Source organism: Sporosarcina thermotolerans (assembly GCF_030067815.1).
Lineage (GTDB): Bacteria > Bacillota > Bacilli > Bacillales_A > Planococcaceae > Sporosarcina > Sporosarcina thermotolerans.
This window is the reverse complement of record NZ_CP125968.1, coordinates 1,028,544-1,043,458: the sequence shown is the minus strand read 5'-3', so window position 1 is coordinate 1,043,458 and position 14,915 is coordinate 1,028,544. Positions and strand designations below refer to the sequence as shown.

Below are 14,915 nucleotides of genomic sequence, written 5' to 3'. Positions count from 1 at the left end.
ACCAATTGGTTCATCATTGATCCTCCCGCCATTTTTGTCGCATAACCCTTGCCGCAATATCTGCTTCGCGAACAGGAATGGGCAGTCGACTTTCATACCCTGTCAGCGCAAGAGCTATCCTTGTCGAGGAGTCCATGTCAATTTGATTACCAGGAGAAATAAAGACTGGTTTTACGCTTTCTGATGTCCGAAGCACCCGGCCGATTATTTCTCCGCTTTCTATTATATCTGTAAAGCTGCCTTTCTCTTGATCGGGCTCCGTCAATTCCGAATCACCCACTTTAAAATACGTTTTTGCAACGCCGATAGTCGGGATTCCAAGAAAAAATGAAGCATGAGTTGCGATTCCCATCCTTCTTGGATGCAGTATTCCATTGCCGTCAAATAGAAAGAGGTCAGGTGAATTCTTCAACTGACTCGCCGCCTCGATGATCAATGGAAGTTCGCGGAATGCAAGAAAGCCCGGCATGTATAGAACTGTGATATGGCCGAGACTTTCTGCTCTCTCCATGATTTCCATTGTAGAGAGGTCGAAAACCGCGATATGACAGAACCCCATCTCTTTTCCATTCGCGTTTGAATAGGCCACATCTACACCAGCCACGGTCTGGATATCATGGAAGTATATTTGTCGGCTGACATCAACCTGTGCCGCCAACTTTTCCTGAATGGAAATGAATTCGCTGGGATTGATAGTAAGCGGATGTACAGGATAGATTTTCAATTTCCTCCACTTCCCCTTTGTTAAAAGCAAATGTCTTCTATTGAACAATGTGCCCAGCTGCCCCTTATTTTATAGATAAGGATTTCTTAGGGGCATACTATCGAACAAAGGGCCATTCTTTTCTACAAGGGTCCATTCTTCTCCATAAGAGCTCATTCTTTCTATGCCAAGGTCCATTCTTCTCCATAAGAGCTCATTCTTTCTATGCCGAGGTCCATTCTTCTCCTGCCAAGGTCCATTCCGTGGAATAAAAAGTAAACAGCCACCTATGCATTTAGAATTGCATGGGTGGCGGTAGCATTCGTTCATTGTCCATATCCTTTTTCTTCTTCCTCAGCAATCGCCTTTGTCGCATGAAATGTCCCAAATGGATGGTGAGGAGGGGCGTAAAGTACAAATAGTTTCAATGGAGTAGGTCCTGTATTTGTAACATTATGCCATGTTCCGGCCGGCACTACTACCGCAGAATTCACGGATGCGTTTCGAACAAAATTCAGATTGTCCTTACTTGGCCCCATTTGAACAAGCCCCTGGCCTTGTTCAATATAGATGAGTTGGTCTGTATCCGGATGGATTTCCAATCCTATATCGTCCCCGACATTGATGCTCATTAACGTGATCTGAAAATGTTTTCCAGTCCAAAAAGCAGTTCGATAATTATTGTTTTGAATTGCTGCCGCCATCATATTAACAACAAATGGGTTTGGTCCATAATCTTGCAACGGAATCGACATATTACCGCCCGCTTGCCATTGTGTGTTTGGCTGTGACCATTGAACGGGCATCCCTTGGGCATGGTCATTGGGACAAGATAGACCGGAATCATAGTAGGGTAATTATAAATCGTTCTCAATCCTTTCATTATCCTAATCTTCTTATCCTATGTCCCTACCTAAAACAGGTGTCTGCCATTCGCAATAACAAATAGCAGAAATCGTTTTTCACTTCTCTGTTCTCATTAAGCTATTCCTCACCAAAAATCGATTATTAAACGTAATTGGCACGCCTTTCCATCCAATTCAGCATGAATGTGCAAGTGCGGCTCGCTCGTATTTCCAGAGTTGCCGACCATCCCAAGAAGCTGACCCTTTTTCACTTCTTCGCCCTCAGTAACATTAACACTTCCATATTGCATATGCGCGAGGAAAATCGTAGCTTCATGTTGCTCGCACACTAAGGCAACATAGTTCCCTTCCGGATTTTCCGGATTCATTTCTGGTGGCGTCAGGTCCGGTAGGTCGTTCCTTGATTCGACAACTTTTCCATTGCATGGGCTGTATAGTTCATCCCCATAGATGGCGTATTTATATAAATCTTTCGGATAAAGGCCACTTGCACGTGTTCCGATTTTATTCAACTTCAGAACATCCAACGCGAACTTCTGACTCTCGTATGCATGATGGTAATTCAATTGCACACTATTTCCGCCATGACCGATAAAATATGTTCCTTGTTTAAGTGGGAATGCCAGCTCAATTGCCTCTTCATCGACGGTGTAACTCGGAAATACGAATGTGTTATATGCGCCGAAAACGAACAATAGGAAGACATGGATACCAATCGATCTTTTCTGGCTTTTTTCGTACTTTGCAGTGAACGGTAAACTGCGTATCTTTTTCCATGAAATAACTAAAGCAATGATAAATAGACCTAACCATAAGTAGCGGAAAAAATAACCGACCCAGCTCCAATTGCCAGACTGGAACAGCCAAACAAGTAACACAGCCGTAGTCAAAGCATCCAATAACCACTCCAACTTTGTCTTAAATGACGCTTTCCACAGTACCCCAATGAAAGCAACCGGCAGTACTATGAGCATGGTGATTGAAAAAATTATCCCAAACATCTTTTTTGTACCCCCTTTTCTATAGTAAAAGGCAATTTCCACTAAACTTTCTTTGAACCTACTATACGGTACATGTTCTTTTAAGTTTCAACAAAAAAGCCAACCGGGGTTATTTACCCGATTAGCTTCTCATTCAATAAATGTTGACTTCTTCTTAATATGCTCCCAAATACTTATTGAATAGTGGAAGCGGGCTTTTTCAAAAATAGAGACAGGATAATATTGATGACCGCTAATACTAAACCGATTGTGAAGACCATTGATGAACCAGAAGCTGCAGCTTCCGTCGGTACATTCGCAACTGTTTCCATGTAACTATTCTTTTTCGCAGTAAATATGGAGACGATTACTGCAATCCCAATTGCACCAGCGACTTGCTGGATCGTTTGCGTAATAGCAATTCCGTCAGGATAAAACTGACGCGGCAGGGAGTTTAGCGTGTTTGTCTGTACGGAAGCAAGCACTGCCCAATTCCAAGCATCATGACGATAAACGTTACGACAATGATCCATAACGCCGTATCTGTACCGAATTGCGTATAGCTTGCATAACCAAGGGCTACCATAACGGTTCCCGGTGTTATGACCGCTCGCGGACCATATGTGTCGAATAAACGGCCAATGATGGGTGCGAGAATACAATTCAACAAGCTACCCGGCAACAAGATAAGTCCTGTTGTAAATGCTGCAATGACAAGAGCCATTTGCATATACATCGGCAAAATGACAAGCATCGACAGCATATTAAAGAATGTGATGAAACTCATGATGACGCCTAAAACGAAAAGTGGATAACGGAATGCTCTTAAATTCATCATTGGATGTTCCATTTTCATTTGTCGAATCGCAAAAAGGATAATCGCTAACACCCGACAATAATTGCTCCAAGAACCGTTCCACTTGTCCAACCTTCAACGCCTGATACACTGAAGCCGTAAACGATACCACCGAATCCAATCGTCGAAAGAATAACAGATAATGCATCTATCGAAACTTTGCGGATTTCATTGACATTCGGTAAATATATGAATCCGAAGATTAATGAAAACAGCAAGAAAGGTACAGTAACCCAGAAAATATAATGCCACGAAAGTGTATCTAAAATAAGACCCGCTACTGTTGGACCAAGTGATGGACCAGCCAACATGACTAATCCCATAACGCCCATCGCAGCGCCTCGCTTATTCGGCGGGAAAATAGTAAAAATGACGTTTTGTGTCAACGGTAAGTTAATCGCGAGTCCAGCTGCTTGAATAACACGTCCTACGAGGAGTACACCAAATACCGGAGCTACTGCCGCTAATACTGTTCCTACGAGGAGAAGAACTACAGAAGTTATAAACATTTGGCGGGTCGTAAATTTTTGCATTAGGATACCTGATACAGGCACTAAAATCCCCAATGTTAAGAAATAGCCTGTTGCTAACCATTGAACCGTTGTAGGGTCAATCTTGAAAATCGAACTTAATTCTACGAAAGCAATATTCAAAGCCGTCTCACTAAATAGTCCTACAAAACCAGCTACTAGAAGTGCCGCCATGATCGGACCATTTTTGAATTGTTGCTTGGGTGTTGATGATGTACTCACTTGATAAAACTCCTTCAATGCATAATGATCTGTTGACGTTTTTGTATACAAAACCATCCAATTAGCTCAACAGGATTCTAACTATATCAGGAATTTTCTCGCCGATGTAAGTACTATTTTTTATTTTCCTCATAGCGAGTTCACAATTTGGACAAATTTATTGATGACAAAATAATTCTTCTAAACAAAAGAAGTTATCCAAATGTTGAGTGGTTAGCTTCTTCATTCTTTATATGCAATCAGGAATTTTAGGGCAAAGAAGGAGTTTGATAGACATTTCACGAAGCAGTAAAGGAATGACTATAAAGGAGATGTTAGTATGTTTACGACGGTTGAAGATTTTTTTACTCTTTGGGAACATGAAAGTAATTCTACACAGAAATTACTGGACACATTGACGGATGAATCACTGAGCACGGAGGTTTCGCCTGAAGACCGCACGCTCGGTCGAGTCGCTTGGCATATCGTGACAGCACTTGGCGACATGATGTCGCGCACAGACCTCGAGTTCGAGGCTACGAATCATAATTTGCCACTTCCGGAATCAGCGTCTGAGATTGCTGAAGCCTATCGCACTGTGAATGAAGCAATCATCGCCGCAATCAAAGAACAATGGACGGACAACTCTCTTTCCGAGATGAAAGAGATGTACGGACAACAATGGTCAGTCGGTACTGTACTCGGTATTGTCATGTCTCACCAAACGCACCATCGTGGACAAATGACAGTGCTCATGCGCCAAGCTGGACTGCCTGTTTACGGTGTGTATGGTCCAGCGCGAGAAGAATGGAAAGCGTTCGGCGCTCCTGTGCCAACAGTGTAACAGCAGGTACTTTTGTCGGTGCCTATTCGCCACGTATTTATGGTAATTCAATATAAGCCAACCTAATGTCGAATTGGTTGGCTTCTTCATTCATTTTATGCATTTGTCGTACCTGCAAATCACTCTACAGGACAGTAGTGATTCACTATATCTAATAGACGCTCCGTGCTTTCCATGGATACGTTCTCAGTTAGTCTAGCTCCCCGCAAGAATCGGTGACCATTGCAAAATAGCATCTTTCTTCAATCCGGTCTTTCACAATACAACCGTAAATAGAGTTCGGCCACTTCCGACGAAAGTTCTGAATACAAAAGATACGTCCGGCACACGTCAGCGCGGATATCTCCTGCACTCGCATCCACCCAATCGATAATCGTCACTTGATCTTCCGACATAATTAAATTCAACAAATGAAAATCCCCATGGCAAAGCATTTTTTCATACGTCATCGAATCCAACTTCTTTAGTAACTTCTCTTTTTGCCTATTTTCGAGTTGAGGGGCTGACTCAAGTTTATGACGTAATTTTTGGGACATTGATTCAAGTGAATCGGCATGAATCTCATGAATTTCTCGCTGTATATCAATGGAGATGTCTATGTAATACTCCGCCAGCTCCATGTTTTCAAGGAACAATTCCCCAATTGTTTTCCCTTTGATATATTCCATAACGATCGCTTGTTTTCCGTCTATTTTCGTGACATCTAAAACTTGTGGAACTGAAAGTCCACATGAATGAGCAAACCGCTGTTTATCCGCCTCATAAGACGATTCGGTTGGTGGCAAATAATCCTTAAAAACTTTTACGATTTTATTTTCATAAAGATAGATTTCCTGTAAAGATACTACAGATTAATCGTAAATAGAATCGCATAATTTCGCCGCAAGCTTTTTCCTGGAACTTACTTATCCATAAGGTAAAGGAAGGCATAATTAAGGTAGTTCGAAGGTCATGAAACGACGATAACTTTGTGACATTGACCGATAACGAGTTCAAAGTGAACGATAAACCTTCGAAACTGACCGATAACTTTCCGAAACTGACCAATATCATATAAAGGACGTAAAAAAACCAACCGGCGATAACCGGTTGGTTGGTGTCTTCAATTAATTTCTTACAAGATAATCAACCGCAGCTAATGAAGCAGTTGCGCCGGATCCCATGGAGATGATAATCTGCTTGAACGGGCTGTCCGAGCAGTCTCCTGCTGCAAATACGCCAGGAACATTCGTTGCACCGCGCTTATCAACAAGGATTTCACCGAATTTATTGCGCTCAACGGAGTCGCCGAGCCAAGCTGTATTTGGTACAAGACCGATTTGGATGAAGATTCCGGCAATCTCAATATGCTTTTCTTCACCTGTTTCGCGTTCAACATACGTAACACCGTTTACTTTATCCGTTCCCGTAATCTCTTTCGTTTGAGCATTCGTTACGACAGTGACATTCGGCAGGCTACGTAAGCGCTCTTGTAAAACAGAATCAGCTTTCAACTCGGAGTTGAATTCAAGTACTGTTACATGAGTAGTATAACCTGCAAGGTCGATTGCCGCTTCAATACCGGAGTTTCCGCCACCAACAACCGCAACGTTTTTACCTTCAAATAATGGACCATCACAGTGCACGCAGTAAGCGACGCCTTTATTTCTGAATTCTTTTTCTCCAGGAACTCCGATATTTCTCCAGCTTGCACCCGTTGAAAGGATAACGGATTTACTCTTTAGAACTGCACCGTTTTCCAATTCAATCTCGTAAAGTCTTTCTTCTCGAGACGTTTCGCACGTTGCAAGTTCATAATGTCGATATTATATTCTTTTACATGCTCTTCAAGGCTTGCCGCAAGCTTCGGACCTTCCGTGTGATTCACACTAATGAAGTTCTCAATTGCAGCCGTATCCAAAATTTGTCCTCCGAAACGATCTGCAACAATACCTGTGCGAATCCCTTTACGAGCCGCATAAATTGCGGCACTCGCTCCCGCTGGACCACCACCGACAACAAGTACATCAAACGGTTCTTTATCCTCAAATTCAGATGCATCCGGTCCGTTTCCAAGTTCAGCAAGGATCTCTTCAATCGTTTTACGGCCATTTGAGAACGGCTCGTCGTTAAGGTATACAGTCGGAACAGCAAGAATGTTTTTGCTTTCAACTTCTTCTTTAAACGCCGCACCATCAATCATCGTATGCGTGATGTTAGGGTTCAACACGCTCATAAGGTTAAGTGCTTGTACAACCTCGGGGCAGTTTTGACAGCTCAAGCTAATATATGAATCAAAGTGTAATGTATCTTTAATATTTTTCACTTGCTCGATCACTTTATCATCCACTTTTGGAGCTCTACCACTTACTTGCAGTAAAGCAAGAACCAATGATGTGAACTCATGGCCAAGTGGGACACCAGCAAATGTAATGCCTGTTTCTTCTCCAGGACGGTTTACAGTAAAGCTTGGTGTTCTTTCCAAGTCTACTAATTCTACTTTAATATGTGTTGACATCGTAGCTAATTCATCTACAAGCGACGCCATTTCGCGTGACACTTTGTCTTCACCAACACTAACTTTCAGATGGACATCGCCCTCCATCAATTCAAGATACTGGGCTAATTGTGCTTTTATATTTGCTTCTAACATGTAATCTACTCCTCGACTTGTACTTTATCTATAAAAAACTCGGCTTGAACGCCTTAGATTTTGAATCGAATTAAGAAGCGCGTTTGCAGTCCAGTAGCGTACTGGCCTCGATTCAAAATCTAAGACATCCACCAATATCCATTAAAAAACAAAGGGCCCCTTTCCCTTAAAAGGGAGGGGCCTTCCCTGTTATCATTCATGTAGTGAAATTAGATTTTACCTACAAGGTCAAGGCTTGGCTTAAGTGTTTCTTCGCCTTCTTTCCATTTTGCAGGGCAAACTTCACCTGGGTTGTTACGAACGTATTGTGCAGCTTTGATTTTGTCGACAAGAACGCTTGCGTCGCGTCCGATACCGTCCGCATTGATTTCAACTGTTTGAACAATGCCGTCTGGATCGATAAGGAACGTACCGCGTTGTGCAAGGCCCGCTTCTTCATCAAGAACGTCGAAGTTACGTGAAATCGTTTGTGAAGGGTCACCGATCATAATATATTCCAGCTTGCTGATCACATCTGAATGATCGTGCCAAGCTTTATGTGTAAAGTGTGTGTCCGTTGAAACGGAGTAAACTTCAGCGCCAAGTTGTTTTAGTGTTGCATATTGATCTTGAAGATCTCAAGCTCAGTTGGGCAAACGAATGTGAAGTCTGCAGGATAGAAGCAAACGATGCTCCATTGGCCTTTTAGGTTCTCATGAGTTACATCGATGAACTCACCTGTACCGCTATTGTAAGCTGACGCTTTGAATGGTAGTATTTCTTTTCCGATTAATGACATGTAAAAATTCCTCCTATTGATTTAATCATAGTTAGTTTAGGTCATTTCATCAAAACCTAACCCCAGCAATAAAAAAGTTGTAGATCTTGCTGCTTAACTATAATAATTCTAATTACATATTCATTATCATTTAGTTGTCGAATTTTGTCAACTGATACACTTTGATTCATCACAAACCTTTTATATCAATAGTTACAGAGATGTGACATGGCACAATTCATTCGATTTTTAAGCCGAATTATGTTTTTAAATTGATAGTATTTCTCAACTACATAACAGTGTTATCAATTATTGATTATTCCAAAGATGGTAAATATACATAATATAATAAAAATATGATGATTTCCTAATTAAAAGCAGTTAGGAAACCATCATATTTTTAGCAATAAGACCTATCAGGTGTGCCGCATCATCATCCGTGCACCTATAAAAATCGAAGTACTTAAAGCAAACGGCATCGTCAAAGCAGGTAATCCGAAAGGTAAAAGCACGGTATCGACACTTCCAATAAACACAACCGTCACAACGCAAGCGATTATCGCACTGTATCGCGAGAGCCGGTTCGCACCGTCCCGGAAAACTATCCCAACAGCAAGCGCTGTCAAAATAGCATTATAGCCGTACAGCCCTGCATCGATGAGCGTATGTTCACCACCAAGTATGTATGCGGTAAAGATACCGATGAAATTACCGGCGAGCGCATACAACCCCATCTTCCAACTCGCAATGAAGATTCCTAAAAAAAGTAGCAATCCGGCAACTAACCCCTGCAGAAAGAAAATTTGTCCGGCCCCGTCAAAAAAAGCACTTAACCAATGGATTTCCCCGGCAATCTCTAACTCCAGTGCGATACATTTTGCGGCATTAGTTCGTCCGTCAATTTAAATGCTTCGAATCGATACGAAGACAACATGAAGAGCCATGTTGTCACGATATACGGAAATGTCAATGTCGGCATACCGGCAGGCTGCAGAAATCTCATTACCGAAGCAGTAATTGCAGCCGAAATGACCGCACCGAATAAAGCAATCCCCAACTCACTGGCCCTTCTAAAAACAGAAAGAGCGCCATCCCTGTCAACATGGAATTATATCCATAAAGCCCCCGTTCAACAATCGCCGGATTCCCACCGCCTAAACGTCCGAAAAGCGTGCCGACCGCTGCCGAAAGAAACGCCATCAAACCAAGTTGTAGGGAGGTAATCATGATTGCAGTCAATATGAATAGACCCGTCACCCAATTTTCGATTAAAATTACCTGGGAGATGCCTTTCATCGTTGCCAAAAGTAAAGGAAATCTTTTTCCGACTCCTTTCTTTCCACCGCTTTCCATACCGATGCTCCCCTTCTTTTCACCTTTTTCGTTCTCATACCCTAAGACGATATATAGTAATCCCAACGGCATTGCTTTTTAATCACTTTTTATCCTTCTTACTATTGGCATCCCGTGCTGCCGTGTCGACAAGACAAAAGAGCCGCTTCACTCAACACAATCGTTGAAGAAGCGGCTTACAAATCGGCGAAGATAACGTTTTGAAGACGTGCGATCCACTTCCCAACGCCTGTGCACCACACATTTAGGACAATTCGATAAAAGTTATTTACATGCAGAAAGAAGCCGACCGAATATAGACCTGGTTGGCTTCTTTGTTTATTTTATGCAATTGTAGTAAATTATCTGACCAGAGTGTTGCACAGGCACCCAAACATGATATTTGACTTTTTCACATACGAATTGGGTGCAATTCTGATTTCAACACTTGAATCCTCCAAAATGTCTCATGTGACCGCAGTGGCATCCTCCAAAATGTCTCATGTGACCGCAGTGGCATCCGTGATGACCTTCAGGGAAAAAATTTATAGGTTGAACCATCGGTTGAACCATCGGTTGAACCATCGGTTGCACCATCGGTTGAACCATAGGTTGAACCATTTGGTGATAACCTACCGGAAATAAATTTAAACGTTGAACCATCTCGTTATGATCTTCAAGGAACAAATTTACATTTTGAATCATTTGTTCGTGTCCCATAACGTGATGTCCCATTGGGTACCCTGTTGGACGGCCTACATGTTGACCATGCGAAACGTGATGATAATGGTGATGAATGTGCTCATGGCGATGCTCTTGGCGACGCTCCTGGCGGTGCTCTTGTCGGTGCTCGTGGCGATGCTCGTGGCGATGCTCCTGGCGATGCTCTTGGCGATGCTCTTGGCGATGCTCGTGGCGGTGCTCGTGACGGTGCTCGTGACGATGCTCCTGGCGATGCTCCTGGCGATGCTCATGCCCGCGAGGAGCTTCTTCTGTATTTCTCATATTTACCCCCCTTTTCAAAGACTCTTAGTAGATTATGCTAGGCAAATAAAACTATTTAGACTATAACCCATGTTTACATATAATGAATAGCCCCCCAAAAACCAGTCTTCTCTGTGCCCTTTTTAGTGCCTGTGCACCACTTTTAAAAAAAGTTATTTAAATGCAAAAAGAAGCCGTCCAAATATTGACTTGGTTAGCTTCTTCATTTTTTATGCAATTGCAGAGAATTATCTGAACGGAGTGCTACACAGGCACCCAAACAATTCACTCACTTCTTACACCCTGACTCAACGCTTGAAAATCACTGCCTGCTGGATTTTGAAACACGCGGAGTCCGAACTCTCCCGCAACTGCAAACAAATGATCAAAAATATCAGCCTGTACATTTTCATATACAGCCCATTGAATACTGTTCGCAAAAGCATAAATCTCGATAGGCAAACCATGTTCACCGGGGGCCAACTGACGGACCATTAACGTTTTTTCCTGATGAATGCCCGGGTGCCGTTTAATGTATTCACTTATATACGCCCGAAATACCCCTATATTGGTCAGTGCCCTCCGTTGACGATATTGCTGCGGTCAACCTTATTTACATGATTATAATCCTCGATTTCTTTTTCACGATTAACAATATAATCCTTAAGGTAGTGTATCTGCTTAAAATGCTCCATCATTTCCTCCGTGCAAAACTGGATGCTTGATGTGTCAATATACAATGAACGCTTAATACGTCGCCCACCAGATTCCTGCATACCGCGCCAGTTGATAAATGAATCCGAAATTAGCGCGTAACTCGGAATCATCGTCACCGTCTGATCAAAGTTCCGTACCATGACCGTGTTCAAAGAAATATCGATGACATCCCCGTCTGCCCGTATTTCGTCATTTCAATCCAGTCGCCTACTCGCACCATATCATTAGCTGATAGCTGAATACCCGCAACAAGCCCTAATAAGGAATCTTTAAACACTAACATGAGCACTGCTGAAATGGCACCGATCCCGCTTAGCAGGATAAGCGGACTTTCACCGACAAGAATCGCAATGACTAACACAACGCCTAAAATAAATGTAATGATTTTGACAACTTGAATATACCCTTTAATCGGTTTCACTTTCGACACTTGGAACGTTTGGTAAATATCATTCACAGCGTTTAATAAACTATTGATTACAGTTAGGGCCACTATAATAATGTACACCCAAGCCGCTTTTTCAATTAATTCCCGATAAGCAGGAAACTTTGTTGCAAACGAAAAAATAATAATGGCAGGTACGATATGAGACAATTTGCGGAACACTTGACGTTCCAACAATATATCATCCCACTTGAAAGTATTCTTCTTCACGATATGCGTGATGAATCGGACAACCACTTTTTTTGTAATCAAATTCGCGACAATACAAATCAACGCGATAAAGATGATCATAATACCATTTGTTAGGTAGCCAACCCATGCTTCATCAACGCCGTAACCCAACAGTCGGTTACGAATAAAGTCCATCGATTTCCCTCCATCGTCTACAGTCTACTTTCCATTATAACAGAATTGGGAGGGCTACTCTTTTTCCGAGTGCCGCCCTTTGATTCGCTTAGTAAAACGGGGGAATGGATCCTTGACTATATTATCCCCATTATTCAGATGACTTTTCGGTACCTGCTCCACATTAAGCCATGCATATTTGTAACAAGCAATTGCGTAATATAAGCGATGATGAAACGTTCTACTAGAAGAGGAGGAACGATTGAATGCCAAGCGGTACACACAGCACGGAATTGGATTTACCGATTAAAAAGATATGGGATTTTGTCAGCGATATGAACAGATGGGCTCCGCTCGTTCCTGGTTATATCGAACATACGATTTTAAGCAACACCCAATCGACGTGGACATTCAAAGGCGATATAGGCATTGTGCAAAAAACGGTCAAATTGCAAATCGACGTTACAGAGTGGAGGGAACCTAGTTTAGTCACATTCGATTTGAAAGGTGTGCACGATAACTTTGTGGGCAATGGCCACTTTAAAGCAGACGCGACGTCGAATTCTACAACATTGATGCATGGGAATTTGGACATTGCCGCAAAGGGAGTAATGGGACCGATGATCAATGCAATATTAAAATCATTCATTCCAAAAACAGTCGAAGAGTTCACAAATGCAGTTGCAGAGGAAATTACGAACATTGAATTAAAAAGAGTGTAAATCAATCAAAAAAGAGTGGCAGTCACCGATTGTAACTCGGCAACTACCACCCTTTTTTATTGTTGGTCAAACCATAGTGGTTCATTGTCATCCACTTCACCATTATAATTGATTAGAATTTCTTCCCCTGCTTTTATATCTTTATAAGCATAGAAGTCAAATGTATGTTTTTCAAAACTAATCTCATACGTTGCATTCGGCGTATATGAATGATTGAATAGCATCCCATATCCAAGAAGGATTGCGGTATGATTAATCCCATACTCAAAGGCATAATCAGCAAGAAGTGTTTGCTCAATATGTGAATGTTGATCATTTGGATAGGCAATAACAGGTGCTTCGTGTAAAATTGCACCTTTTTTGATATCACAAGTTGCGAATACCCCTCTGTTGAATTCTCCGTCACTTAGTGCAGATGTCTTTACTTCAATCATCTTGCTCACCTACTCACTTATAAAATTTACTTTCTAACTATAACATTAATCAACACAGTTAGGGATATTTTATTTTTTCGGAACGTAGGCGAAGCACTTCATCGTTAATGAATTCAATCATTCTAAAAAAAGCCTTCCTAGCAGATCCCTCATTCACTTCATCCACCTTAAAGGAAGCCGTTTATCCGATCCGGACAAAATACAGCAAAGCCCTCTTCCGAAAGTCGGCTACAAAACATCTTCATATGTTCTTCACACCATAGATTTCGTGTAATACAATAACTGCATTTTGGTTAGAATCGGGGATTATTATCAAATTGGATGCACCCTTGTCTAATTGTCCTAAAATCCAAAACCAATTCCGGAAATGATATAAGGAATGGCTGATTTGATATATGTCTCTGGCTGAACATTATTACTTCTTTTCCATTCTATTGAAGCCCCGTAAAGTCCCCAGCTTAACATGACCGCAGTAAGTTTTAATCCATTGTCATCTGCAGTAGACTGCTGTTTTACCAACATTTTATATAAGATGACTTCAAGTTGGTCCCGATAATACGGGCAATCGTATCTTCATATCCCCTATGGCAACGGTTTGATAACGCCATTTGAAAATTGGTGATCACTTTAAAAATGTCTACCAATGTTTCCTCATTTAATTCGTTATTTTGGTACGTGTTGCAATTCAAATCAATTAATAAAACTTCTGATAATGCCTTTTCCAATAAGTCGTAAATATCTTCAAAATGATAATAGAACGTGGCTCGGTTAATCATAGCCTCGGCTGTAATATCCTTGACGGTAATATCCTTGAATTCCTTCCTACCCGAAAGTTCTATAAAAGCATCCGTTATTAATTTACGTGTGCGAAGAATTCTGGGATCCACCTTAGTTTCAGTCATTTTTTCATCCCCTTACTTTATAACCATTTTCTTAACTATATTGGATTAACGACAGTTCCGCAAAACTATTGGTTTAGATCATTTAAATTATGACTTAACTATCAATTTTTGATTGTGGTTAAGAGAATAGGACAACTATTTACCCAACCTATAGGCTTACGATTTTATTTCAAAAACTTGCTATAGTAAAGATATCCAAAAATTTCAAGGGGGTAAATCCGACGCTTATGAAAAAAAGATATATACTGATGGGTTCATTGATGTGTCTACTTTTATTAGGCGCTTGTGCGAATAAATCTGCTTCTGTGGATGAATCGCAGTCAACGCCCGTTCAAAAGCAGGAGCAAAAGGAAGATTATGAAGCAGCCATTGAAAAGAAAAATGCTGAACTTGAAATGACGCCTTTGGAACTGACGAGCTATAGCGAAGAAGTGGGCGCTACGTTGATAGAACCGACCCACACAAACTTTGCGGTAAATGAATTCGTCACAGTTGAAGGAACGGTTGAAAATCAGGAACAATTACAAGAAAACTATGTATGGATCAAAATCAAGTTTGACGGAGAAGCGACTTCCGACGACTCGATGGAATACTATGCACCTATCCAAGACGGTAAATTTAAGCAGGATGTTAGGCTGTTCAACGGGAGGGCGAATACCGGGTAA

Annotated in this window: 9 protein-coding genes and 7 pseudogenes; 4 read left to right on the top strand and 12 right to left on the bottom strand. The window is 41.6% G+C overall.

The features are described from left to right. Positions 1-13: 13 nt before the first annotated feature. The 4 genes and pseudogenes from QNH10_RS05900 to QNH10_RS05885 all read right to left on the bottom strand — a co-directional run bounded on the left by QNH10_RS05900 (position 14) and on the right by QNH10_RS05885 (position 4,214). Positions 14-724, bottom strand: a complete 711-nt coding sequence (locus QNH10_RS05900; protein WP_283733868.1) for an endonuclease V — start codon at positions 722-724, stop codon at positions 14-16. Positions 725-1,029: 305 nt separating this feature from the next. After that, entirely contained in the window at positions 1,030-1,509 is a 480-nt protein-coding gene (locus QNH10_RS05895; protein WP_430541096.1) for a cupin domain-containing protein, read from the bottom strand. A gap of 185 nt (positions 1,510-1,694) precedes the next feature. Next, complete coding sequence (locus QNH10_RS05890) at positions 1,695-2,570, bottom strand: M23 family metallopeptidase (protein ID WP_283733867.1); 876 nt, start codon at positions 2,568-2,570, stop codon at positions 1,695-1,697. A gap of 173 nt (positions 2,571-2,743) precedes the next feature. Continuing rightward, a pseudogene (locus tag QNH10_RS05885) lies at positions 2,744-4,214 on the bottom strand (DHA2 family efflux MFS transporter permease subunit). Positions 4,215-4,476: 262 nt separating this feature from the next. On the opposite strand from QNH10_RS05885, the gene QNH10_RS05880 reads away from it, so the two are divergent. Beyond that, positions 4,477-4,980 carry a DinB family protein gene (locus tag QNH10_RS05880; RefSeq protein WP_283733866.1) on the top strand — a complete coding sequence of 168 codons (504 nt, stop codon included), beginning with the start codon at positions 4,477-4,479 and terminating at the stop codon, positions 4,978-4,980. A 119-nt stretch (positions 4,981-5,099) separates the two neighbouring features. Here QNH10_RS05880 and QNH10_RS05875 read toward each other — a convergent pair. The 5 genes and pseudogenes from QNH10_RS05875 to QNH10_RS05855 form a co-directional block, all read right to left on the bottom strand. Next, positions 5,100-5,810: pseudogene (locus QNH10_RS05875) on the bottom strand (phosphotransferase family protein). 276 nt (positions 5,811-6,086) lie between these two features. Further along, positions 6,087-7,612, bottom strand: a pseudogene (gene ahpF, locus QNH10_RS05870) (alkyl hydroperoxide reductase subunit F). 209 nt (positions 7,613-7,821) lie between these two features. After that, positions 7,822-8,390: pseudogene (gene ahpC / locus QNH10_RS05865) on the bottom strand (alkyl hydroperoxide reductase subunit C). A 395-nt stretch (positions 8,391-8,785) separates the two neighbouring features. Continuing rightward, on the bottom strand, positions 8,786-9,163 hold the full coding sequence (locus QNH10_RS05860) for an urea transporter (RefSeq protein ID WP_283734575.1): 378 nt from the start codon (positions 9,161-9,163) through the stop codon (positions 8,786-8,788). A gap of 62 nt (positions 9,164-9,225) precedes the next feature. Continuing rightward, positions 9,226-9,665: pseudogene (locus QNH10_RS05855) on the bottom strand (urea transporter). Between the two features lie 770 nt (positions 9,666-10,435). Between QNH10_RS05855 and QNH10_RS05850 the strand changes: the two are divergent. After that, positions 10,436-10,747, top strand: a complete 312-nt coding sequence (locus QNH10_RS05850; protein ID WP_283733864.1) for a hypothetical protein — start codon at positions 10,436-10,438, stop codon at positions 10,745-10,747. 223 nt (positions 10,748-10,970) lie between these two features. Here QNH10_RS05850 and QNH10_RS05845 read toward each other — a convergent pair. After that, a pseudogene (locus QNH10_RS05845) lies at positions 10,971-12,213 on the bottom strand (mechanosensitive ion channel family protein). 245 nt (positions 12,214-12,458) lie between these two features. On the opposite strand from QNH10_RS05845, the gene QNH10_RS05840 reads away from it, so the two are divergent. After that, positions 12,459-12,914, top strand: coding sequence for an SRPBCC family protein (locus tag QNH10_RS05840; protein ID WP_283733863.1), 456 nt, complete (start codon positions 12,459-12,461; stop codon positions 12,912-12,914). Positions 12,915-12,970: 56 nt separating this feature from the next. Here the strand turns inward: QNH10_RS05840 and QNH10_RS05835 are convergent, their stop codons facing one another. Both QNH10_RS05835 and QNH10_RS05830 read right to left on the bottom strand, forming a co-directional pair. Then, entirely contained in the window at positions 12,971-13,348 is a 378-nt protein-coding gene (locus QNH10_RS05835; protein WP_283733862.1) for an SET domain-containing protein, read from the bottom strand. A 342-nt stretch (positions 13,349-13,690) separates the two neighbouring features. Continuing rightward, positions 13,691-14,250: pseudogene (locus tag QNH10_RS05830) on the bottom strand (TetR/AcrR family transcriptional regulator). A 227-nt stretch (positions 14,251-14,477) separates the two neighbouring features. On the opposite strand from QNH10_RS05830, the gene QNH10_RS05825 reads away from it, so the two are divergent. Continuing rightward, on the top strand, positions 14,478-14,915 hold the full coding sequence (locus QNH10_RS05825) for a hypothetical protein (RefSeq protein ID WP_283733861.1): 438 nt from the start codon (positions 14,478-14,480) through the stop codon (positions 14,913-14,915).